Below are 21481 nucleotides of genomic sequence, written 5' to 3' on the forward strand. Positions count from 1 at the left end.
GCAGCGGGCAGATTCTGTGGCAGCGGACCTGTCCGCGAAAAGGGCCTAAACACGCGCAGCATGTGTGTCGTGTGCTACAACGCCTTCGCGAAGACGGGTTCGCCAGCACCCTGGCGCCTACAGCGAATCGTTGGGGTTTACTATCACCGTGCAGGTCATCCCCGCCGCCAGCAGCACGCCGTCCGGCACCGGGTCGAGGTGGATGCGCACCGGGACGCGTTGGGCCAGGCGTACCCAGTTGAAGGTCGGGTTGACGTCGGCGATCAGCTCGCGGCTTTCCGGATTGTCTCGGTCGTAAATCCCTCGGGCGATGCTTTCGACTTGCCCGGTCAACACTTCGCCGCTCATCAACTGCATTTGCGCCGGATCACCCACCCGCACGTGAGGCAATTTGGTTTCTTCGAAAAACCCGTAGACCCAGAACGAATGCATATCGACCACGGCCATCTTGGCATCGCCGATGCGCGCGTAATCACCCCTGTGCACGTTGAGATTGGTGACATAACCATCGACCGAGGCCAGGACTCTGGTACGGGAGAGGTTCAACTCGGCCGCGTCGAGCTGTGCCTTCGCCAGCTGGTAATCGGCCAAGGCCGCAGACGCGACATTGCTGGCGTCGTCGCGGTTCTCTGCCGATATCACCAGCTCGTCCATGTCGGCGCGGCGCTTGGCATTGAGCTTGCGCATCTCCCAGGTGGCCTTGCGCGACGCCAGCAACGCCTGGGCCTGCTTGACCGCCAGCTGATAATGCTCGGGGTCGATCTGCATCAGCACATCGCCCTTCTTCACCTGCTGATTGTCACGCACCGGCACGTCCACCACGGTGCCGGATACATCCGCCGCTACATTGATGATGTCTGCCCGCACCCGGCCATCGCGAGTCCACGGCGTGTCCATGTAATGCACCCACAGCGTCCGGCCAATGAAAATGGCCAGCGCCAGGACCAGCAAAGTGGCGATAAAACTGAACAGCTTTTTCATCGAAATTCTCGAACGGGGTCAGCGATAAAGAGGCAGCGCCAGGGCGCCGAACAGGCAGACGAACAGGCTTACCCGCAACAATGCCGGGTGCCAGAAGAAGCGATACAGATCCAGCCCGGACAGCAGCCGGTCCAGCGCCCAGGCCAGCACGCCGGCGATCAGGAACATCAACGTCATGCTGGGCATGTACAGGCCGTGGAAGGCGATTTCACGTGGCACTGGAAGATCCTTGTGGAAAACGGTCAGGCGCATAGGCGGCCAACGGCGATTGGGGGTCCAGCAGCGAGCTGCGGATGAAATGCAGGTAGCTCTTGACCCGCCGTAGCACCGAGGTATCGAAGTGCGAGGCGAAAGGCTCATCGGTACGCTGGACGCGCTCGATAGCGCGATCGACCGCCTTCAGGCAGCGTTCCAGATTGCCGGCATCGGGCTGGATGAACAGGCGGATCAGCGCACGCCCCATGACCCGGATCGCAATGCGCCACGACCGGTATTCGGCGTAGCTGGGGTGGATCGGCAGCACCGCCTGTTCGCGACGCAGTTCGATCACCGCATGACCGATTTCCAGGACCACGAACATCCAGCGCAGCAACTGGCGCTGTACCTGCGGTTTGCCGATGGCCAGGCCATACGCCTGGTGCATCAGGTCGCGGGTCTGGCTTTCGAAGCTGGAACCCAGGCGATTGAGCGGCGCGCTGATGGCAAACACCACCTGACGGCGCAGCTCGTCTTCCATGCGTTGCCACATCCAGCGGCTGTTGGGCGGCAGGATGATCGCTCCGGCCGCCGCGCACAGCAGCATGCCGATGACCATGGCGATGTAGTCGTTGATGAAGGTGTACGGGTTGTAGATCGTCAGGTTATCCGGCACCGAACCGATGCTGAAAAAGATCAGCAGCCCCAAGCCATAGCCGGACCATTGCGGCCGTGAGCCGAGAAACGCACCGAGCACGAACACCGGCGCCAGCAACACGCACAGCAATGCAAAGCCGTCGACATGGGGGAACAGGAAGAAGGTTTCGATAAACCCGAAAATGGCGCCAAGCAACGTGCCGCACGCCATCTGGAATGACATGCGCCGCGGGTTGTTGGTGGTGGACGACAAGGCCACGGTGGCGGCCGACGCCAGGGTCATGGTCGCGCCGCTCGGCCAGGCCGTCAGCACCCAGTACGCGCTCATCAGGCCCACGACGCAGGTAGCGCGAAGCCCGGCGGCGACAGCGGTCATCCAGTGAGTCCTGGGAACGAACGACTCCTGCCATAGTTCGCGAACGTGATTGTGGTCCGCCAGCGACGCGTGGGTTTCAGCGTAGCTGAGCAAGTCGCCGACAAAGCGGTAGAGCAGCTCATAGGCGGTATGGAAATCCAGCAACCGGGCTTCACTCGGCTCGCCCTGCTCCAGCTCGGCCCTGGCGCTGCGCACCTGATTCGGGAAGTTGGCCTTGAACACTTCCAGACGGTGCACCAGCGTCAGCGCATCGCTATTGGTCAGGGCGCGGTCGGCGAAGGCTTCGAGCAGATTGGTCAGGCCATGCAGGCCGGGTTCGATGTGCCTGATCAACGTGTCGGCCTGTTCGGCCCGCAAGCGCTCCAGCAACTGATGGAGAGCGTTGAAGCGCGTGGTGATCGCCATGAACTCGCTGTTCAGTCGGTTCAGCCGGCCGTTGCGGCGACGCATGTGCGGGTCTTCGAACACCGTGACGCTGCGCAGGCCTTCCAGGCCGATGGCTTCAGCGACGAAGCGCACGTTGCCGGTCTCGAACGCCGCCTGTTCATGACGGCCGTGCAAGCCTTCCACCACAAAGCGCGCAAACACGCCGAATCGCTGATACAGCGCATTGCGCATCGAAGCGGCGGAGCTTTGCGGCAGGACGGCGGCGGTGATTGCGGTCGAGCAGATGATACCCAGGGCAATCTCCAGCACCCGCCACACCGCCGCCATGAACGAGCCTTCAGGATGCGCCAGCGCGGGCAGGCCAATCATCGCGGCGGTGTAGCCGGCCAGCACGAAACCGTAGGCGCGAAAGTTGCGATAACGCGCCGCACCCGCCGAACATAGCCCGACCCATAACGCCAGGCAGCCGAGAAACGGCACCGAGTTCTGGGCGAACAGTGCCATGAGCGTGACCATCATCGCCGAGCCGGCCAGCGTACCGAGCAGGCGATAGAAGCTTTTGGCGAACACATGTCCGCTCTGCGGCTGCATGACGATGAATACCGTGATCACCGCCGTGCGCGGTTGCGGCAACTCCAGGCGCAGTGCCAGCCAGTAAGTGGCGAAGGCGGCGAGCAGCACCTTGAAGATGTAAATCCAGGTGACGCCATCGCTGCGCGCCCAGCCGTTGAATTCCCGGCGCCAGGGCAAGGCAGCGAACCAGTGCAAGGCCCTATTCAAGACGGCATCCCCTGTAGGCGCGAGCCGGGCGGCGTTCCGCTTGCTCGCGAAGAGGCCGGTACATCCACCGGATTTGCATCGCCTGAATAAATGTCTTCGCGGACAAGCGGAACGCCGCCCGGTCCGCTCCCACGGGAATTGCGTCGAGCCTGTGGGAGCGCCGTACAGGCAGACGTTCAGTCATCATCTGTTCAATACCGCAGGGGTCTTCGGCGCCTGGGTTTTATCGGCATCGGGTACGTCATCCCCCGCCGACAGTCCGCCGCCCAGCGCCACGACCAACCCGGCGTACACCGTCAAACGCGCAGCCTCGACCTGTTGCTGCACCTGCTGCTGGCGAAACAGCAGGGTCTGGGCATTGAGCACGGTGAGGTAATCGGTCAGCCCGCGCCGGTAGGCAACCATCGCAATGTCGTAGGTTTTCTGCGCCGAGGCCACCGACTCGGCGGCGAATTTGTGCTGCTTGTCCATCGACTCCCGGCGAATCAACTGATCGGAAATGCTCTTGAGCGCCATCACCAGTGTCTGGTTGTACTGCGCCACGGCGATGTCATAGTCCGCCGTGGCCTGGCCCAATTCCGCACGCAGTCGGCCAGCGTCGAAAATCGGCAGGCTGATGGCCGGGCCGACTTTATAGGTCAGTTTCTTGCCGGTCAGAAATTCCAGCATGCCGCCGCCGGTTGCCATGTAGCCAAGGCTGCCCACCAGATCGACATTGGGATAGAACCCGGCATGGGCCACGTCAATACCTCGCGCCTGCGCCGCAACCGCCCAACGGCTGGCGACCACGTCCGGACGCTGGCCGAGCAACTGCGCGGGCAAGGTCGAGGGCAGACGCACTGCGGTGCCCAGCGACAACACCGGGCGCTGCGGCGCGACGGCCTCGCCCGGGCCTTTGCCGGCCAATGCCGCCAGTTGATTGCGACCCAGGGCGATGGCTTCTTCGAGGGCGTCGATCTGGCGATGGGTTTCCGGCAAGGTGCTCTGCGCCTGGCTGACGTCCAGATGCGTCCCCAGCCCGCCTCGCAGACGCCGCTCGGCCAGTTCCAGCATCTGTGTCTGCTGGCCAAGGGTCGCTTCGGCAATATCGAGCTGCGCGTAATTCAGGGACAGCTGGATGTAGGCGCGCACGATGTTTTCCTGCAGCTCAAGCTGCGCCTGACGCTGCTGGGCGACGCTCACGTGGGCAGTGTCAAGCGCCTGCTCGGTGGCGTTCCGGTCGCGACCCCAGAAATCCAGCGGGTAGCTCAAACCCAGCGCCGCATTGTTGTCCCAGGTGCGAGTATCGGCCAGCGCGCCAGGGCCGTAGAACTGATCGGTGGGCCAGTCATGTCGGTTGAGGCTGGCGCTGCCTTGTAGCTGAACGGCTTCGGCGGACTCGGCAAGTCCGGCCAGCGCCCTGGCCTTGCGCACGCGAGCGGCGGCGATGGCCAGGCTCGGGCTGCCCTGTACGGCCAGCTCGATCAAGCGGTCCAGTTGCGGATCGGCATAGGCTTGCCACCACCGGCTGGTGGGCCAATGGGCATCGAGGGCAGCGCTCTGGATCGCGTGATCGGCCGCCAGCGCATCGGGCGGCAAGGCGCTGCCTAGAGGTTTGATTCCGTGGGTCCCGATACAGCCGCTGATAACGAACGATACAGCCAGAACAGTGAGGGGCTTGAACCCTCCGATGATGCGACGCGGCACAGCTGCAAGTTCCCGAGTGGAGATAAAGCACCTTTGAATGCGGCGATTCTAGGGGCGGCTCGAGACGGCGATAAGCGGGGAGAAATGTGAATCTTTGTTACCGAATCGGTGATAATCCGACCGTTAGGCTGACATGGATCAGTAACTTCATGTCACAATTTGATATCTCTCCAGAGAAATCCCCATGGACACCCTGCAAAACATGCGCGCCTTCAGTTGCGTGGCGCAAGCGGGCAGCTTCACCGCAGCTGCCGCACAACTGGATACCACCACCGCCAACGTATCGCGCGCCGTCTCGAACCTTGAAGCACACCTGCAAACCCGCCTGCTCAACCGCACGACCCGTCGCATCGCCCTGACCGAAGCCGGCAAGCGTTACCTGCTGCGTTGCGAGCAGATCCTGGCTTCGGTCGCCGAGGCCGAAGCCGAAGCCAGCGACGCCCACGCCAGACCCGCCGGCCAGCTCAAGGTGCATTCGATGCCCGGCGTGGCCCAGCATTACGTAATCGATGCCATTGCCCGCTACCGGCGCAATCACCCGGATGTGTCGTTCGACCTGACCATGACCAACCGTGTGCCGGACCTGCTCGAAGAGGGCTATGACGTATCGATCGTATTGGCCAGCGAACTGCCGGACTCCGGCTTCGTGTCCCAGCGCCTGGGCATCACCTACAGCATCGTCTGCGCTTCGCCGGAGTACGTGAAGACGTTCGGCATGCCGCTCAAACCTGCCGAATTGCTGAACCACGCGTGCCTGCGCCTGGTAAGCCCGGTCTTTCCCCTGGAGAAATGGCTGTTCGACGGTCCTGAAGGCCAGGAACTGGTCACCGTCACCAACTCGCCGTTATTGGTCAATTCCGCCGACGCAATGCAGACCGCGATCTCCAGCGGCATGGGCGTCGGTATCCTGCCCATCTATTCGGCCATCGACGGCCTGCGCAACGGGACGCTGGTAAGGGTCATGCCTGACTACCGCTCCCAGGAACTGAACCTGTACGCCATCTACCCGTCACGCCAATACCTGGATGCCAAGATCAAGACCTGGGTGGAATACTTGCGCGGCTCGCTGCCCGAGATCCTCGCGGCGGACGAAGCCGATCTGCACGTACAGGTGCTCAAGGGGCTGACATGACGTCGTACAACTGACAAAAATCGGCTGCCAAAGAGCGGGCAGGAATGTTAGCGTGCTACACATCAACCGCTCGAGAGTGAACCTCCAATGAAAAAAACCGTACTCGCCTTTAGCCGTGTTTCCCCTGAGATGGCCGAACGTCTGTCTCAGGATTTCAACGTCGTAGTACCCGATCCCAAGCTCGGTGACATCAACGCGCAGTTCAACGAAGCACTGCCCGAGTCCCACGGCCTGATCGGTTCCGGCCGCAAGCTGGGCCGCGAACAACTGGAAGGCGCGAAGAAGCTGGAAGTGGTGTCGAGCATTTCCGTGGGCTACGACAACTACGACGTCGGCTATCTGAGCGAGCGCGGCATCCTGCTCACCAATACCCCGGACGTGCTGACCGAAAGCACCGCTGACCTGGGCTTCTCGCTGATCATGAGCAGCGCCCGTCGCGTGGCGGAACTGGACGCCTGGACCAAGGCCGGCGAGTGGAAGCGCAGCGTCGAAGCGCCGCATTTCGGCACCGATGTGCACGGCAAGACGCTGGGTATCGTGGGCATGGGCAACATCGGCGCGGCCATCGCCCGGCGCGGTCGCCTGGGTTTCAACATGCCGATCCTGTACAGCGGCAACAGCCACAAGCCGGAGCTGGAAAAGGAGCTGGGCGCGCAGTTCCGCAGCCTTGAGCAACTGCTGGCGGAATCGGATTTCGTCTGCCTGGTGGTTCCGCTCAGCGAAAAGACCAGGCACCTGATCGGCCGTCGTGAACTGTCGCTGATGAAGCCGAGCGCCATTCTGGTGAACATTGCTCGGGGTCCGATCGTGGATGAACCGGCGCTGATCGAAGCCCTGCAAAAAGGCACCATCCGCGGCGCCGGCCTGGATGTCTACGAGAAGGAGCCGCTGAGCGAATCGCCGCTGTTCCAGCTCAAGAACGCCGTCACCCTGCCCCACATCGGCTCGGCCACCACGGAAACCCGCGAAGCCATGGCCAACCGCGCCGCCGAGAACCTGCGCAGCGCATTGCTGGGCAGCAAGCCGCAGGATCTGGTCAACCCGCAGGTGTGGAAGGGCTGAGGAAGGCTCTTTTTGCTGCCGCTGCGCGCCAGATCGTCGGATTGCCGCCCACAGCAAGCTGGCTACAGGTACGTCGCCATACCCTGTAGTAGCCAGCTTGCTGGCGAAGGCCTATTTACCGCATCGCCTGCGCAGGCACCATCGCCGGCTTGGTCTTCCTGAACACCAGCACATTGCCCAGCATCACCAGCACCAGCCCGAACAGCGCCGGCATGGTCCACTGATACCCCTCGACCCACGCCGAAATGTTCAACGCCACCACCGGGAACAGCACCGTGCAGTAGGCCGCCCGTTCCGGCCCCATGCGGCCAACCAGCGTCAGGTAGGCGGTGAAGCCGATGACCGACCCCGGCACCACCAGGTACAACAACGAGCCGACGTAACGCGGGTTCCATTCGAAGTCGAACGGCGTGCCGCTGACCACACAGTACAAGCCCAGAATCGCTGCGCCGTAGAACATGCCCCAGGCGTTGGTGGTCAGCGGTCGCAAGCCGGCTTTCTGCTGCATGCTCGACAGCATGTTGCCCGCCGAAAAGCACAGCGTCCCCAACAGGGCCAGGCCCAGCCCAAGCAGGGTTTCGGAACTGGCACCGTGTCCGGACAGCTCCGGCCAGAACAGAAAGCCCAGCCCCAGCAGGCCCATGGCACCGCCGGCCAGGACATTGCTCGCCACCCGCTGGCGGAAGAAGATCCGCGCATTCAGGGCATTCCACAGGGTGGCGGTAGAGAACACCACGGCGATCAGACCGCTGGGGATCCAGCGACTGGCGGTGAGGAAACACATGAAGTTGATGCAGAACAGGCACAGTCCTTGCGCCAGACAGATCAACTGCCCGCGGCGATTGACCGGTTGCAGTCGTCGGCTGAACAGCAGAATCGCGAACAGGATCAGTGCCGCCAGGGCGAAGCGATAGACAATCGAGACCGCAATGGCGACTTCGCCCAATTGCAGTTTCAAGGCGATCCAGGTGGTACCCCAGATCAGCACGGTCAGCAGGTAAAGCGAGAGATTCATGATGCGGCTCCTTTGCGAGGCCTCAGTCTGCGGCGCGGCTCCCATGCCCCGCTTGCATAAACTTGCGCATTTGATCGTCAGCCTGCTGGCAAGCGGCGGCCCGGCAGGTAGGATGCAGACTCTGGAGAACAACCCATGCCGTCCATCGAATCCATCCAGGTCTTTCAGGCCTTGAACAGCTCGCCCCATGCCCGCCTCGAACAGAGCGCGGCGCTGGGCGACGGGCTGCTGGCTGCGCTGTGGAACAACCGACATGACTCGCAGGAATATCACGCGCCGACTCATCACACCTTGTCGTGCTACATCGCCGACGGCACCGGCACCTTTCGCCGCGACCAGCCGGCGCAGAAAGGCGCGCCTGGCAAACTGTGCATATTGCCGGCCGGGCACGAGTCGGCCTGGGTGGTGAATGGCGAAATCCGCCTGGCGCATCTGTATTTCAGCGAGCAGCAGTTTGCGTTGGGCTGCGTCACGCTGCTTGATCGCGAACCTCGGGAAATGCAATTGCGGGAAAACACGTTCCTGGAAGATCCGCACCAGGCCGAGCGCTTCCAGCGACTGGTGCGCATGAACTGGACCGAACCGGGCGAACGCCTGCTCACCAGCAGCATGGCCCATGAAATGCTCAGCCATGCGTTGCTCAGTCAGGTGGGCAAACGAGAAGGGCTACGTCTCAAGGGTGGGCTGGCGGCGCATCAGCGGCGGCAGTTGGTGGAGTTCATCGAGACGCATCTGGCCGAGCCGTTGACGCTTGGCCAATTGGCGCAGATGTGCGCGTTGTCCGAGTACCATTTTGCGCGGATGTTTCGGGAAAGCCTGGGCTTGCCGCCTCATCAATACCTGCTCGCCCGGCGCATGGAACACGCTCGATGCCTGTTGCGCACCACTGATCGGCCGCTGGGCGAAATTGCCCTGGCCTGCGGATTCGCCAGCGCCAGCCATTTCAGCAACCGTTTCCGTCAGGTGATGGGCGCAACGCCCGGCGATTACCGCCTGGCGCTGGCAGGGTCCGTGAACCGGTGCGACACAAAAGTGTAGGGGCGGGACAGCTCACACCAACAGTTGATTCCACAACGCAACCGGGCTCGACAGTGCGCAGATCAGGGCGAGCTGCAAGACCCAACGCGGCCGGAACGGCATCAGGAATACCAGCAGCAATACGCTGGCCATCAGCACCGCAAACCAGTGCACCAGCCCGAATTCCCAACCGTCTGCGACAACGGCTACCCAAAATGAAAACGCCAGCAACAACCAGCCGCCCAGTTTCAGCAACCGGGCGCGGCGGCGGTCAAGCGGCGGGCCGCTGAGCAAATCGCCGTAATGCCGCGTCATGGACAGGCATAACGCGGTGAAACCGACATAGCACAGCAGTGCGGCCAACAGCATCAGACAGGCTCCTGCGGGTTGGCTTGCAAGGGCACGCGCTGCGGCTTATCGACACGCTCGGCTTTGAACTTCAGCGCCGCCCAGGCGAGGAACAGGCCGGTGGCCAGTGCCGTCAGATCGAAGCCGGCCAGCGCCCAGTGACCGTGAACCACGGCATCGAGCAGATAGCCGACGTTACCGGTCAACAGGTCGAGCAGCGGCAGGCTGATGAACAGCAGCGCGCCCAACCCCAGTTGCTCGCGCCAGCCCTGTGGCCCGTTACGCAGCGATGCGTGCAGAACGGCGAGCCCCCAGGTCATGAAGAACACGTTGATCTCCCAGTCGGCGCGCCCGGCCATCGCGACGGGCAACAGTCGGTTGGCCCAGAAGAAGGCAGCGACCGCGACCATCAGTCCCGCCATACTGGCGATATTGAGCACCTGCACCAACCGCAGTTCGAACGGCAGCACGCCGCTCCTGGCATGCTTGAGCTGGCGCTTGCCCAGCCACATCACCAGACCGGTGCCGATCATCGCGGTGCCGGCAATACCGAAGATGAAGTACAACCAGCGCATCAAGGGTCCGGCAAAATGGCCGGTGTGCAGGCCATACATCCCGCTGGAAATGAGCATCGGCAACGGCCGCCCCGGCACTTGGTCCTGCAACTCGCCGGTGGCGCCACTGAAAGTCAGTGCGCCGCCACGGTCCGGCACGATGCTGCCGCGATCATCCCGGGACAAGGTAACCGCGGCGGCAACATCCCCCGGATTACTGATGAACACGCGACCGACCCGGTCCCCTTCCCACCGCGCATCGGCGACCTTGAACAGCGGCGCGAGCGGCACCAGCGGCGCGGGCGTGCCTTGGGCCTTGACCATCTGGCCGGACGGGAACACCTCCTTGTAGAAAGCCTGGACATTGCCGTAACTGGACAGAATGCTCGCCGGCATGACCATCGACATGAAGATCACCAGGCTGCTGTAAGTGATCATCAGGTGAAACGGCAAGGCCAGAATGCCCAGCGCGTTATGCCCATCCAGCCAGGAGCGCTGGCCTTTGCGCGGGCGGAAGGTGAAGAACTCCTTGAAGACTTTCTTGTGGACGATGATGCCGGTGATCAGCGTGATGAACATCACCATTGCCGCAGCCGTCGCCAGCCAGCGGCCCCAAGGGTTGGGCATCTGCAACTGGTAGTGGAAGCGATAGAAAAAGTCGCCGCCTCGGGTAGCGCGGGCCTGCACTTCGGTGCCGGTCTGCGGGTCGAGCAACGCGCGCTTGAAATTGCTGCGCTGGCCCGCCTTGCCTTCCGGCAGCCAACCGACCGACAAGCCAGGGGTGCGCTCGTCAGGCATGGAGATGAACCAGCGCGACGCACCGGCGGCATGCTGTTGCAGGTAATGCTGGGCAACCTGGATGCTGGCGGCGCCATCAATGGCACGCAGCGGAATTTCCGGCTGCATCCATTGGCTGATTTCGTCCTTGAAATACGACAAGGTGCCGGTCAGGAAAATCGCGAACAGCAGCCAGCCGAACAACAGTCCGATCCAGGTATGCAGCCAGGCCATGGCCTGGCGAAAGCCCTCCTTCATGACCACCACCGGGCACAGCAATAGGCCGCGCCAAGCACAGCGCTGGGGATCAGCACGCCAATCCAGGCACGCCAGGCCGAACGACAGGCGAAGCACCACAACACCGCGCCCAGGTAGACCAGAAACGACAACATCATCGAGGTAACCACTGCTTCGGCCCGCGCCATGGGCAACCAATGGGCAAGGCAGACACTGGAAACCGAGGCCAGCAGGTAGCCGGCAAATACCGCAGCCAGGGATCGTGATGCCACGGCCAGACGATAGGCGATCGTTACGCCCTTGGTTTGCGCCTTGGCTTTGACACGGGGTTTGTCGACCATCGGGCTGCTTATAGAGGTGGCGTCCATCAGTGAACCTTTACCGATCCATGAAACCGTTGTCGCCGGCCATGAGGAAGCGGGCGAAGACGGCAATATTAATGATAAATATTCTCATACGCAAAAGAGTCTGCCAGAATCCGCAGCCTCTGGAGTTCCCGTGGATCGTTCCTGGTGATGCCTTTCACTCATTCCGCCCTCAATGCCACTGTCGACAGCCTGTACCGGGCGCATAACGTCTGGCTGACGACCTGGCTGCGACGCAGGCTCGGCTGCCCGCACAGCGCAAAGGATCTGGCTCAGGACACCTTCATCAAGGTACTGCTGGCTCGCGATACACCGCAGGTCATCGAGCCGCGCGCATTCCTCACGACCATCGCCAAGCGCGTGCTGTGCAACCATTTCCGACGCCAGGACCTTGAGCGCGCCTATTACCAGGCATTGGCCGAACTGCCGGAAGCGGTGGCGCCTTCGGAAGAAGAGCGGGCAATCATTCTCGAAACCCTTGTCGAACTGGATCTGCGACTGGATGGCTTGCCGATTCTCGTGAAACGAGCGTTCCTGTTGTCGCAGGTCGACGGCCTGAGTCATGGCGCGATTGCCGCCGAGCTGGGTATTTCAATCGCGACGGTCAAACGTCATTTGAACAAGGCTGCGTTGCGCTGCTACTTCGCACTATGACCATGAATGGCGAATCCCTGAACAAATCCGATATTTCCCCGACCGTTGCCCGGCAAGCGGTGGACTGGCTGCTGGAAATCCAGGAAGCTCCGTTGCAGGGCGCACGCCAGCTGGCCTGGCAGCAATGGCTCAACGGCAACGCTGAACACCAGCGGGCCTGGGCACATATTCAGCGAGTCAATCAGCGCCTGAGTGGCTTGTCGTCACCGCTGGCCCACGCCACGCTCAACGCTCCCAAGAGCGACAGCCGGCGTCAGGCGCTGAAACTGTTATTGCTGCTGGGCGCCGGTTCGGCAGTGGGCTGGAGCCTGCGAGACCGGATCGCGCTGCAACCGATGTTCGCCGACCTCGACAGCGGCGTGGGTGAGCGACGCAAAGTGGAACTGGACGATGGCAGTCTGTTGCACCTCAACACGGCCAGTGCCGTGGATGTGCATTTCGACGCACAGCAACGGTTGATCAAGCTGTTGCAGGGCGAGATTCTGATGACCGTCGCCGACGATCCTCGCCCGCTACGCTTGGCGACGGCCGAAGGCTTGATCCACGCGGCGTCCGGCGCCGGCCGCTTCGACGTCCGTCAGCGTGAAGGCCGCACGCAACTGGCGGTGTTCGGCGGCAGCCTGTTGATCAACCCCGCAGCCAGAACCGGCGGCGGTCTACCGCTTCAGGCCGGCCAGCAAATCACGTTCAGTCGCGAAGGTTGGGACAGCATCCGCCCGCTGGACGCCGGCAGCGGTGCCTGGGCGGACGGCATGCTGGTGGCCTCGCGCATGCGCCTGGCGGATTTCCTCGACGAGCTGGGCCGCTATCGACGCGGGCGTTTGCAGTGCGACGCCAAAGTCGCTGACCTGCTGATTTCCGGCAGCTACCCGCTGGCCGACAGCGAGCGCATCCTCGACCTGCTCGAACAGGCCCTGCCGGTGCGCGTGCAGCGCTTTACCCGGTATTGGGTGAACGTGCAGGCCAGGGTCTGAAGCAGGTCTGGGCTTCAAACCCTGCGTGGGCCTGTGGGAGTGAGCTTGCTCGCGACGAGGGCAGTACATCCGCCACAGTTCCAGCGGCTGATACATGGCTGTCGCCAGCAAGCTGCCTTTCACAGAAAAGCGCATCACAGTGGCTGCACCTCTGCAAAAAGATCCGATCTGGATGAGCCGTTTGCCCACCCTCGCGTGACAGACAGGAAAAGCACCTCACTCTCCCGGTCAAAGGACTCCCGCATGTCAGCCCGCCCTACCCAACTTTCCCCGCTGGTTCGCGCTTTGCGTCACGTGCTGTTCGGCGCCAGCCTGTCGTTCGGCGGCCTGTCGATGGCCCATGCCGCTGACGCCGCGCCCAAGGTCTACCACATTGCACCCAGCGAACTGGAAACGGCGCTGACGCAGTTCGGCCGGGAATCGGGCGCGTTGATTTCCTATGGCTCACAAGTTACCAGCGGCCTGAAAAGCCGCGGTCTGGAGGGTCAGTACACCACCGAGCAAGCCCTGAACGCGCTACTGGAAGGCACCGGCCTGCAGGCTCGCGCCGACGGCGCCGATGGCTTTACTCTGCAACCGGCCGGCGCACCGGCCAGCGGGCCTATCGAACTGGGCGCCTCGACCGTGGTGGGTGACTGGCTGGGCGATGCACAGCAGACCGACGTGTTCGAGCATCCCGGCGCCCGGGACGTGATCCGTCGCGAAGAATTCGAGCGCGTCGGCGCCACATCGGCCCGCGAGGTGCTGAATCGCATTCCCGGCGTCAACGCGCCGGACAACAACGGCACCGGCAGCCACGACATGGCGCTGAACTTCGGCATTCGCGGCCTCAACCCGCGCCTGGCTTCACGCTCGACAGTATTGATGGACGGCATTCCAGTGCCGTTTGCGCCGTATGGCCAGCCGCAGCTTTCGTTCGCACCGATCAGTATGGGCAACATGGACGCCGTGGACGTGGTGCGCGGCGGCGGCGCGGTGCGTTACGGCCCGCAGAATGTCGGCGGCATCGTCAACTTCGTGACCCGTGCCATTCCCGATGAGCCCACGCTCAAAGGCGGCATCCAGACCGAAACCAGCCCGTCGTCCAGCCGCGACGGCTTCAAGACCACCGGCAACCTGCTCGCCGGCGGCACGGCCGATAACGGACTGGGCGGCGCGCTTCTGTATTCCGGCGTGCGCGGCGGGGACTGGCGTGAGCACAGCGATACGCAGATCGACGACCTGATCCTCAAGGGCAAATACCAGATCGACGAGGCCAACAGCCTCAATGCCATGGCCCAGTATTACGAAGGTGAGGCGCAGATGCCCGGCGGCTTGAGCGTCGCGGACTACGACGCCGACCGCTACCAATCCACGCGTCTGAAAGACAAGTTCTGGGGGCGCCGCACGCTGGTCAACCTGGGTTATCGCTACGAGCAGGACGCCCGGGTGTTCACCGCCAACACCTTCTTCACCAAAACCCTGCGCAGCGGTTATCTGGATCAGGCCAGCTTTGTTTCGCTGTCGCCTCGCGAATACTGGGTGCGCGGCCTGGAAACCCGTTTCTCCCAAGGCTTTGCGCTGGGCGAGACCTGGCATGAAGTCGGCGTCGGCTACCGTTACGTCAACGAAGCCGGGCATGAGATGCGCTATCGCGAGCCGGTCAATGGCGACCTGCCGACCACCGCCAGCCGCAACGACCGCGACACCCGCGGCTCCACCGAGGCCAACGCGTTCTACCTCGACGACCGCATCGATATCGGCAAGTGGACCATCACTCCAGGCGTTCGCTACGAGCGGATCGACACTGCGCAGAACAACAATCTGACCAACGTCAAATACCAGGGCGACTACCACACCGCACTGCCGGCGCTGAACGTGCTGTACCACCTGACCGACACCTGGAACCTGTACGCCAATACCGAGGGTTCGTTCGGCAGCGTGCAGTACAGCCAGATGCCCAATCGTGTCACCGGCGGCCAGGTCAAGCCGGAAAAAGCCCGCACCTGGGAATTGGGAACGCGCTATGACAACGGTCACCTGAAAGCGGAAATCGGCGCGTTCCTGATCAACTTCGACAACCAGTACGAGAGCAACCAGACCAACGATTCGGTGATTGCACGGGGTGAAACGCGGCATCAAGGCATCGAGACCAGCGTCAACTACGCCCTCGACGGCTTGAGTCCGGCACTGGCCGGCTTTGACGTGTACGCCAGCTACGCGTTCGTGGATGCGACCATTCGTGAAGACGGCGCCAACCAGGGTAATCGCGTGCCGTTTTCTTCCCGTCACAAGGGCACCCTGGGCGTGGCTTACACCGAAGGGCCGTGGAAGCTGAACCTGGACAGCGCGTTCCAGAGCGATCAGTTCGCGGACAACGCCAATACTTCCGCTGAAAGCGCCGACGGCAGTACCGGCAAGATTCCCGGCTACATGCTGTTCAGCACCCGCGCTGCCTACGACTTCGGGCCGCACATGTCTGACCTCAACGTGGCGGTCGGGGTGAAGAACCTGTTCAACCGCGAATATTTCACCCGCTCATTCGACGACAACAACAAGGGCAAATACGCAGGCGAACCACGCACGCTGTATGTACAGACGTCAGTCGCATTCTGATTCAAGAAATCTACGAACAGCGCCCCGCGCTATCGGAACTCGCCGCAAACCCCCGGCGCCGCGGGGGCGGGCGACTACGACCTCGCCAGTGACCGATAGTTGCGGCAAGCGTGCTGCGAAATATTTCTTACATATAGGGGGTTGAATTGTTGTGCGGCCGGCGCCAACACTGTGAATGAGCGCACACGACATCGACTCTCGACGAGTCGGACATCCAGCCTCAGACGAGCAAGCCCAAATAAGGATTAACTATGCAAATCCAGGTCAACAGCGATAATCACATCGAAAGCAGTATCCGACTGGAGGAGTGGGTTCGTACCACCGTTGAAAGCACGCTCGATAAATACGACGAATATCTGACCCGCGTGGAAGTGCACATCCGCGACGAGAACGGCGACAAGCCAGGCCCGCACGACATCAAGTGCCAGATGGAAGCCCGGCCGAAAGGTCACCAGCCCATTTCCGTTTCCCACAAGGCTGACACAGTGGATCAGGCCGTGGACGGCGCCGCCGTCAAGCTGGATCACGCGCTTGAGCATCTGATCGGCAAACTGCGCGACAAACGTGGCGCACCCGCCACCCCGGACCTGGAGCCGGTAGGTGAAAGCGCCGATGCGTTGCTGGAAGAGGAATTCCTTGAGAAGGAACAGGAGAAAGAAGCCGCCCGCCTGGCATGATGCGGACCGGTGACAACCAAGGGCGACCCCGACAGGGCTCGCCCTTTTTATATGGCGACGTTCTTTGGCCCTGCCGGTTCTGTGGGAGCGAGCCGCCACAGGCGACGTGCACCACAACAGGTCGTCCTGCCAGATGTGCACAAATTTTCACCCTTGGCTTCCGCATGAAACAGCCCGGCTCTCCCGCAAAACAGGCACCTGCCAATCTGGCCCGAACCATGCAACACCACCTTGCAACCCATCATGGCACTGGCCGTCTTTTGTTTGACCAGGCTCCAGGAGTGAGCCCAACCCCGATGAGCGGTTGAGAACTAAAGGAACTGAGACTCGGTCAACTTATGCAGAACCATTGAGCAGGTAACGAAAATGGACAATCCTTTTCAAATGATCACGGACACTTTCCACCCCGAATATCGGGTCAACCTCAGTATTCAGGGACTGGACGGCAGCATCATGCTGACCCTCTCCAACGAGGACGGCATGGTTGCCAAGCGCTTGATCAGCGCCTCGCAGCTCAATGACCCGGACAAGCTCAAGCGTCTGATTGAAAGTGTGCAGTTCGGCATCGCCATCGAGCAGGGTGACAGCGCCATCAAGGTACTGGCCGCCATGACTGACAGCCTGACACCCAAACCCCTGCCCCCGTCGCCCCGCGACTGGATGCGCGGCCGCTCGAATCTTTCGGTGGGTATCTGAAAGCCGGCATCCAAACGATGCCGGCCGGATGAACATCAGATCTCGCCCTTCTCCTCGGTCACAGCGCCTTTGACGCCGCTGGACGGGTCGGGAATCTTGGCGGAAGGGTATTTGTAAGAGGCGTAGCGCACCACCAGAATGGCAAACGCCAGCAGCAGAATACCGCCACACAGGTAGATGATGCCGATGTCGGGCGGGTTGTGGTGCGAGACATCCGAAATCAGCAGTCGGGTCAGCGCGGTGATCGCCACGTAGATCAGAAAGCGCACCGGCATGTGGTTGGTCTTGAAATAAATCCCCGTCATCGCCCCCAGTTCGAGGTAGATGAACAGCAGCAGAATGTCATCGACCGTGACATTGCCCTTCTCCACCATCCCTAGAAACGCCACGATGGACGCCCAGGCGGTGATGGCGCCGATGGCAAACAGTGCCAGGAAATGAAAACTCTCCACGCACAGGTTGCCCAGCGACTCGGCCTGCGAATGCACTCTGCCGCGCATTTTTTCTGCCCATTTGTTTCCCATGACTCGCTACCCCTGAACCTTCATATGTGCCGACAGAAAACTGGCGGCCGATCACGCCGATACGCGCGCACGCTTTGTAAAGCAGAAACGGGGCCATCGGCTATGGTTGAGAGCGCGACCGGTTGTCGCAAGGCACACCTGCCCGCAAAAAAAGATGCGGCAATGCCACTATCCATCGCCGCAGGAATGGCTTATGCTGGACACTGTATAAAGATACAGTAATCGCTAAATTTATCGCAAAGGCATGTGAGGTGGTGAATGGCCGTCGAAGTGGTATACCGCAGCAGCCGAGATCTGGAGCGTTTGTTCATGGATAAAGCCGAAGCTGATCGTCATGACAAAATGCTCGAACTCGCTGAACTGCTCGCAACCGTGTTGGGCAAGGCTGTTCCGTCGCTGACGGAAGCCCAGGTGGAAGAAGCCGGCATCTACATGGCGAAGAATCGCGACGTGTTCGCCCGGGCTTTCAAGAACCAGCCGGACGCATTGAACGAGTTGCTGGCCGATTCTGCCGAATAACGCGATCGGCAATCCGCGATGCCGAACTTGCCTCGTTTTCAGGTTCGGCAGCCATCCCCTTCCAGCTCGTCCACCATCGCCTTGAAAAACCGCGCCGCTTCGCCGCCTGTCACAACCCGATGATCGAACGTCAGTGACAAGGGCAGGATCGGGTGAATCACCACTTGCCCATTCATCGCCACCGGTTCGTCACGGATGCTGCCTGCGCCGATGATCGCTACCTGTGGCGGCACCACGACCGGGCTGGCGTAGCGGCCGAACAGGGTGCCGAAATTGGACAGGGTGATGGTTGCGCCCATCATTTCCTGGGGCGGGATCGAGCGGGCTTTCACGTCGGCGCGCAGGCGGCTCATGCCCTGTTTGAGCTCTTCTGCCGAGCGTTCATCGACGTTGCGCAAAACCGGCACGAACAAGCCGTCGGGCGTATCGACGGCAATGCCCAGATCGATTTTCTCGTGAGTTCTCAGCGACAGCGTCTTGCCGTCGAACCAACTGTTGAGCACCGGTTCCACCGCGCAAGCTTTGGCAATGGCCTTGCCCAGCCGTATCAAAGGATCGCGCGCCACGTCCCAGCGGTGCAGGTCGGCGTCGCCATGGAGCGTGACCGGCACCACTTCGGCGTGGGCGCGGGCCATGTTCAACGCCATGCTGCGGCGTACTCCGCGCAAGCACTTGCCGCCGAAGCGGTCGCGCTCGGCCTGGGCGGCATGCTCGACATCTGCGCGGGTGATCAAGCCGTCGTTGCCCGACCCCGCCAGCCCGCTCAGTTCGACGCCCAATTGCCGGGCCAGTTGGCGAACCGCTGGAGTAGCCCGAGTGACCATGTGCTCGCGGGTCGAAGGCGCGGCGCCGACGAAGAACTGATCGTCGAGGCTGCCGCCGCCTTCAAGGCGACCGACCACCGTCCCGGCATCGCCCTCACCTTCGAAGCCGATCAGCGGTTCGCCCACATGCAGGGTGTCGCCGTCCTCGCCGAACACCCGCGCAATGATGCCGTCGTAAGGCGCAGGAATGTCGACGATGGCCTTGGCGGTCTCCACCGAGACCATCAGTTGGTCGGCACGTACCGTGTCCCCTGCCTTGACGTGCCATTCGATGATTTCCGCTTCCTGCAATCCTTCACCCAGATCGGGCAGTTTGAAATATTTCATCGCAAACCTCCTAGGGAGTCAGGCGTCATCGAGCACCGTATGGCAGGCATGCACGATGTCCTGGACGCCGGGAATGTAGAGCTGTTCGAGCCGGTAGAGCGGTGGCGGAATATCCGGCGCCGTTACCCGCTGGATCGGCGTTTGCAGGTCCATGAAGACGCGCTCGTACAGGCTGGCGGCGATTTCCGCACCCACGCCGCAGGACCGCGGCGCTTCATGCACGATTACGCAGCGCCCGGTCTTGCGCACTGAGGCTTCCATCGTGTCCATGTCCAACGGTTTGACGCAGGCCACATCGATCACTTCCGCCGACACGCCACGTTGCGCCAAGGCGCCTGCCGCTTGCAGGGTCTCGTGAATGCTCGCGCCCCAACTGATCAGCGTCAGGTCGCTGCCTTCGCGCAAGGTAAAGCAACTGTCGAGCGGCAGACGTTTGCCATCGTCAACCAGCGGTTGCGGGTTCATGCGATAGAGCCGGGTCGGTTCCAGAAAGATCACCGGGTCCGGATCGTCGATGGCCGCCAGCAACAAACCGTAGGCGCGAGCCGGCGAGGACGGAATCACCACCCGCAACCCTGGAATGTGCGCGAACAACGCCTCAGTGCTTTCGCTGTGGTGTTCCGGCGCACGTATCCCGGCGCCCATGGGCGAGCGCAACACCATCGGACAGGTCAGCCGCCCGCGCGTGCGGTTACGTAAACGGCTGGCATGGGAAACCAGATGCTCCATGGTGGCGTAGATGAAACCCATGAACTGTATTTCCACCACCGGTTTCAAGCCTTGGGCCGCCATGCCGATGGTCAGGCCGCCGAGCATGGTTTCGGCCAGGGGCGAGTCGATCACCCGCTTGAAACCGAAACTGTCGCGCAGGCCCTGGGTAGCGCGAAACACCCCGCCATTGACGCCGACGTCCTCGCCGAGCACCACCACGTTCTCGTCCTCGGCCATGGCCCGGTGCAGCGCCCTGTTCACGGCCTCCAGCAAGCTGACTTTTTCACTGTTCATGAGAGCCGCCCTCCTCGCGCCGGGCAACCCGTTCCAGGAACCACTCGCGCTGCTCGACCAAGGGCGTCGGCCAACGGGCATAGACATGATCGAGCATCGATTCGGCGGGTTGCATGCCTGCGCGTTCGAATGCCTCGACGGCCTGCTGAACAAGCGCCTGGCACTCACCGACCAGTGCCTGTTCACGGCCTTCATCCCAAACGCCCTGACTGACCATGAACGTTCGCAGGCGTTTGACAGGTTCTTCCTGCCAGGCCTGACGCACTTCTTCGGCAGAGCGGTAGCGGGTCGCGTCATCCGCCGTGGTGTGGTCGCCCAGCCGGTAACTCAGGCATTCGATGAGCACCGGGCCTTTGCCTTGCCGCACCCGCTCAAGGGCGACCTGCATGCGGTCGTAGACGGCGAGGATATCGTTGCCATCGACCTGCTCGCCATGGAATCCGGCACCGATGGCCTTCTGCGCCAAAGTGGGCGCGCCGCATTGGATGCGCCGGGGCACGGAAATCGCCCACTGATTATTGTTGACCACGAACACCACCGGCAGCTGCCAGGCGCCGGCGACGTTGATCGCCTCAAGAAAATCGCCCTTGCTGGTGGCGCCGTCGCCGCAAGTGGTCACTGCCACCCGATGCTCGCCCCGAATGCGGAACGCGCTCGCGACGCCGCAGGCATGCAACGCCTGAGTCGCAATCGGTACGCAGAGCGGGAAGTCCTGAGCCGCCGCCGGCTCGGCAAAATCGCTGCCGCGCTCGTCGCCGCCCCAGTAGAGCAGGATTTCTTCCATGCGCACACCGCGCATCAACTGCACCGCAGTGTCGCGGTAGTAGGGAATGAGCACATCTTCAGCGTGCATCAGGCTGCCGATGGCAACTCCGATGGCTTCCTGGCCCAGGGTCGGCGCGTAGGTGCCGATGCTGCCGGTGCGCTGCAAGGCCACCGCCTTCTGGTCGAACAGCCGGGTCAGCACCATCTGTCGATAGAGGCGGGTCAACAGGTTGAAATCATCGGCCCAGGCCGGAAGCTCGGTGGTCAGGCGGCCGTCGGGTGACAGGTAACGGGTGTACCCGAGATCGATCTTGTACGTCATGGCCTACTCCTCGCACGCCGGGTAGCGTGC

The 21481-nt window shown here is 62.2% G+C and carries 21 protein-coding genes; 9 read left to right on the top strand and 12 right to left on the bottom strand.

Annotation, left to right across the window (positions count from 1 at the left end):
* Positions 1 to 117: 117 nt before the first annotated feature.
* The 4 genes from EGJ27_RS10085 to EGJ27_RS10100 form a co-directional block, all read right to left on the bottom strand.
* Entirely contained in the window at positions 118 to 981 is an 864-nt protein-coding gene (locus EGJ27_RS10085) for an HlyD family secretion protein (protein WP_125830576.1), read from the bottom strand.
* Positions 982 to 999: 18 nt separating this feature from the next.
* Positions 1000 to 1200 carry a DUF1656 domain-containing protein gene (locus tag EGJ27_RS10090; protein ID WP_125830577.1) on the bottom strand — a complete coding sequence of 67 codons (201 nt, stop codon included), beginning with the start codon at positions 1198 to 1200 and terminating at the stop codon, positions 1000 to 1002.
* Positions 1190 to 3376, bottom strand: a complete 2187-nt coding sequence (locus EGJ27_RS10095; RefSeq protein ID WP_125830578.1) for an FUSC family protein — start codon at positions 3374 to 3376, stop codon at positions 1190 to 1192. The genes EGJ27_RS10090 and EGJ27_RS10095 overlap by 11 nt, the downstream gene beginning before the upstream one ends.
* Before the next feature lie 183 nt (positions 3377 to 3559).
* Positions 3560 to 5062, bottom strand: a complete 1503-nt coding sequence (locus tag EGJ27_RS10100; protein WP_125830579.1) for an efflux transporter outer membrane subunit — start codon at positions 5060 to 5062, stop codon at positions 3560 to 3562.
* A gap of 184 nt (positions 5063 to 5246) precedes the next feature.
* On the opposite strand from EGJ27_RS10100, the gene EGJ27_RS10105 reads away from it, so the two are divergent.
* The gene (locus EGJ27_RS10105; RefSeq protein WP_125830580.1) at positions 5247 to 6194 is read left to right on the top strand and encodes a LysR family transcriptional regulator; all 948 of its coding nucleotides are present in this window, start codon (positions 5247 to 5249) and stop codon (positions 6192 to 6194) included.
* Between the two features lie 87 nt (positions 6195 to 6281).
* On the top strand, positions 6282 to 7256 hold the full coding sequence (locus EGJ27_RS10110; RefSeq protein WP_125830581.1) for a D-glycerate dehydrogenase: 975 nt from the start codon (positions 6282 to 6284) through the stop codon (positions 7254 to 7256).
* Positions 7257 to 7371: 115 nt separating this feature from the next.
* On the opposite strand, the gene EGJ27_RS10115 is transcribed toward EGJ27_RS10110, so the two are convergent.
* Positions 7372 to 8271, bottom strand: a complete 900-nt coding sequence (locus EGJ27_RS10115; protein ID WP_125830582.1) for a DMT family transporter — start codon at positions 8269 to 8271, stop codon at positions 7372 to 7374.
* A 135-nt stretch (positions 8272 to 8406) separates the two neighbouring features.
* Between EGJ27_RS10115 and EGJ27_RS10120 the strand changes: the two genes are divergently transcribed.
* Complete coding sequence (locus tag EGJ27_RS10120; protein WP_125830583.1) at positions 8407 to 9309, top strand: AraC family transcriptional regulator; 903 nt, start codon at positions 8407 to 8409, stop codon at positions 9307 to 9309.
* A 12-nt stretch (positions 9310 to 9321) separates the two neighbouring features.
* On the opposite strand, the gene EGJ27_RS10125 is transcribed toward EGJ27_RS10120, so the two are convergent.
* Genes EGJ27_RS10125 through EGJ27_RS10135 form a run of 3 tightly spaced genes read right to left on the bottom strand, consistent with a single transcriptional unit; the run spans position 9322 to position 11545 of the window.
* Positions 9322 to 9657, bottom strand: a complete 336-nt coding sequence (locus EGJ27_RS10125) for a DUF3325 domain-containing protein (RefSeq protein WP_125830584.1) — start codon at positions 9655 to 9657, stop codon at positions 9322 to 9324.
* A complete protein-coding gene (locus EGJ27_RS10130; protein ID WP_177522999.1) occupies positions 9657 to 11201 on the bottom strand; it encodes a PepSY domain-containing protein in 1545 nt (514 codons plus the stop codon). The genes EGJ27_RS10125 and EGJ27_RS10130 overlap by 1 nt, the downstream gene beginning before the upstream one ends.
* Before the next feature lie 20 nt (positions 11202 to 11221).
* Positions 11222 to 11545 (bottom strand): DUF3649 domain-containing protein, encoded by a 324-nt coding sequence (locus EGJ27_RS10135; RefSeq protein WP_256672756.1) that lies wholly within the window; start codon positions 11543 to 11545, stop codon positions 11222 to 11224.
* 174 nt (positions 11546 to 11719) lie between these two features.
* Here EGJ27_RS10135 and EGJ27_RS10140 point away from each other — a divergent pair, with 174 nt between their 5' ends.
* The 5 genes from EGJ27_RS10140 to EGJ27_RS10160 all read left to right on the top strand — a co-directional run bounded on the left by EGJ27_RS10140 (position 11720) and on the right by EGJ27_RS10160 (position 17165).
* Positions 11720 to 12223 carry a sigma-70 family RNA polymerase sigma factor gene (locus EGJ27_RS10140; RefSeq protein ID WP_125830587.1) on the top strand — a complete coding sequence of 168 codons (504 nt, stop codon included), beginning with the start codon at positions 11720 to 11722 and terminating at the stop codon, positions 12221 to 12223.
* Positions 12220 to 13197, top strand: a complete 978-nt coding sequence (locus EGJ27_RS10145) for a FecR domain-containing protein (RefSeq protein ID WP_125830588.1) — start codon at positions 12220 to 12222, stop codon at positions 13195 to 13197. Before EGJ27_RS10140 ends, EGJ27_RS10145 begins: the two co-directional genes overlap by 4 nt.
* A 243-nt stretch (positions 13198 to 13440) precedes the next feature.
* Positions 13441 to 15792 carry a TonB-dependent Fe(3+) dicitrate receptor FecA gene (fecA, locus tag EGJ27_RS10150; RefSeq protein ID WP_125830589.1) on the top strand — a complete coding sequence of 784 codons (2352 nt, stop codon included), beginning with the start codon at positions 13441 to 13443 and terminating at the stop codon, positions 15790 to 15792.
* Between the two features lie 251 nt (positions 15793 to 16043).
* Positions 16044 to 16469, top strand: a complete 426-nt coding sequence (locus tag EGJ27_RS10155) for an HPF/RaiA family ribosome-associated protein (RefSeq protein WP_125830590.1) — start codon at positions 16044 to 16046, stop codon at positions 16467 to 16469.
* Positions 16470 to 16835: 366 nt separating this feature from the next.
* On the top strand, positions 16836 to 17165 hold the full coding sequence (locus EGJ27_RS10160) for a DUF3509 domain-containing protein (RefSeq protein WP_125830591.1): 330 nt from the start codon (positions 16836 to 16838) through the stop codon (positions 17163 to 17165).
* A gap of 35 nt (positions 17166 to 17200) precedes the next feature.
* Here the strand turns inward: EGJ27_RS10160 and EGJ27_RS10165 are convergent, their stop codons facing one another.
* Positions 17201 to 17689 (bottom strand): phosphate-starvation-inducible protein PsiE, encoded by a 489-nt coding sequence (locus tag EGJ27_RS10165; protein ID WP_125830592.1) that lies wholly within the window; start codon positions 17687 to 17689, stop codon positions 17201 to 17203.
* A gap of 258 nt (positions 17690 to 17947) precedes the next feature.
* On the opposite strand from EGJ27_RS10165, the gene EGJ27_RS10170 reads away from it, so the two are divergent.
* The gene (locus EGJ27_RS10170) at positions 17948 to 18208 is read left to right on the top strand and encodes a YebG family protein (RefSeq protein WP_125830593.1); all 261 of its coding nucleotides are present in this window, start codon (positions 17948 to 17950) and stop codon (positions 18206 to 18208) included.
* Between the two features lie 38 nt (positions 18209 to 18246).
* Here EGJ27_RS10170 and EGJ27_RS10175 read toward each other — a convergent pair whose 3' ends face one another.
* From EGJ27_RS10175 to pdhA, 3 genes are read right to left on the bottom strand one after another with little or no spacing between them, the layout of a single operon-like run.
* Positions 18247 to 19359: a dihydrolipoamide acetyltransferase family protein gene (locus tag EGJ27_RS10175; RefSeq protein ID WP_125830594.1), complete on the bottom strand. Its 1113-nt coding sequence runs from the start codon at positions 19357 to 19359 to the stop codon at positions 18247 to 18249.
* Between the two features lie 18 nt (positions 19360 to 19377).
* Positions 19378 to 20364 carry an alpha-ketoacid dehydrogenase subunit beta gene (locus tag EGJ27_RS10180; protein ID WP_125830595.1) on the bottom strand — a complete coding sequence of 329 codons (987 nt, stop codon included), beginning with the start codon at positions 20362 to 20364 and terminating at the stop codon, positions 19378 to 19380.
* Complete coding sequence (pdhA, locus tag EGJ27_RS10185) at positions 20354 to 21451, bottom strand: pyruvate dehydrogenase (acetyl-transferring) E1 component subunit alpha (protein WP_125830596.1); 1098 nt, start codon at positions 21449 to 21451, stop codon at positions 20354 to 20356. Before pdhA ends, EGJ27_RS10180 begins: the two co-directional genes overlap by 11 nt.
* Positions 21452 to 21481 lie beyond the last annotated feature (30 nt).

The organism is Pseudomonas sp. v388 (assembly GCF_003935425.1).
Taxonomy (GTDB): domain Bacteria; phylum Pseudomonadota; class Gammaproteobacteria; order Pseudomonadales; family Pseudomonadaceae; genus Aquipseudomonas.

Bases quoted from the DNA above. Each gene is read 5' to 3' on its own strand.
- EGJ27_RS10085 (WP_125830576.1), bottom strand. From the start codon at position 981: ATGAAAAAGCTGTTCAGTTTTATCGCCACTTTGCTGGTCCTGGCGCTG.
- EGJ27_RS10180 (WP_125830595.1), bottom strand. From the start codon at position 20,364: ATGAACAGTGAAAAAGTCAGCTTGCTGGAGGCCGTGAACAGGGCGCTG.
- EGJ27_RS10105 (WP_125830580.1), top strand. From the start codon at position 5,247: ATGGACACCCTGCAAAACATGCGCGCCTTCAGTTGCGTGGCGCAAGCG.
- pdhA (WP_125830596.1), bottom strand. From the start codon at position 21,451: ATGACGTACAAGATCGATCTCGGGTACACCCGTTACCTGTCACCCGAC.
- EGJ27_RS10155 (WP_125830590.1), top strand. From the start codon at position 16,044: ATGCAAATCCAGGTCAACAGCGATAATCACATCGAAAGCAGTATCCGA.
- EGJ27_RS10140 (WP_125830587.1), top strand. From the start codon at position 11,720: ATGCCTTTCACTCATTCCGCCCTCAATGCCACTGTCGACAGCCTGTAC.
- fecA (WP_125830589.1), top strand. From the start codon at position 13,441: ATGTCAGCCCGCCCTACCCAACTTTCCCCGCTGGTTCGCGCTTTGCGT.
- EGJ27_RS10145 (WP_125830588.1), top strand. From the start codon at position 12,220: ATGACCATGAATGGCGAATCCCTGAACAAATCCGATATTTCCCCGACC.
- EGJ27_RS10175 (WP_125830594.1), bottom strand. From the start codon at position 19,359: ATGAAATATTTCAAACTGCCCGATCTGGGTGAAGGATTGCAGGAAGCG.
- EGJ27_RS10115 (WP_125830582.1), bottom strand. From the start codon at position 8,271: ATGAATCTCTCGCTTTACCTGCTGACCGTGCTGATCTGGGGTACCACC.
- EGJ27_RS10165 (WP_125830592.1), bottom strand. From the start codon at position 17,689: ATGGGAAACAAATGGGCAGAAAAAATGCGCGGCAGAGTGCATTCGCAG.
- EGJ27_RS10130 (WP_177522999.1), bottom strand. From the start codon at position 11,201: ATGGCCTGGCTGCATACCTGGATCGGACTGTTGTTCGGCTGGCTGCTG.
- EGJ27_RS10120 (WP_125830583.1), top strand. From the start codon at position 8,407: ATGCCGTCCATCGAATCCATCCAGGTCTTTCAGGCCTTGAACAGCTCG.
- EGJ27_RS10110 (WP_125830581.1), top strand. From the start codon at position 6,282: ATGAAAAAAACCGTACTCGCCTTTAGCCGTGTTTCCCCTGAGATGGCC.
- EGJ27_RS10135 (WP_256672756.1), bottom strand. From the start codon at position 11,545: ATGGTCGACAAACCCCGTGTCAAAGCCAAGGCGCAAACCAAGGGCGTA.
- EGJ27_RS10125 (WP_125830584.1), bottom strand. From the start codon at position 9,657: ATGCTGTTGGCCGCACTGCTGTGCTATGTCGGTTTCACCGCGTTATGC.
- EGJ27_RS10160 (WP_125830591.1), top strand. From the start codon at position 16,836: ATGGACAATCCTTTTCAAATGATCACGGACACTTTCCACCCCGAATAT.
- EGJ27_RS10170 (WP_125830593.1), top strand. From the start codon at position 17,948: ATGGCCGTCGAAGTGGTATACCGCAGCAGCCGAGATCTGGAGCGTTTG.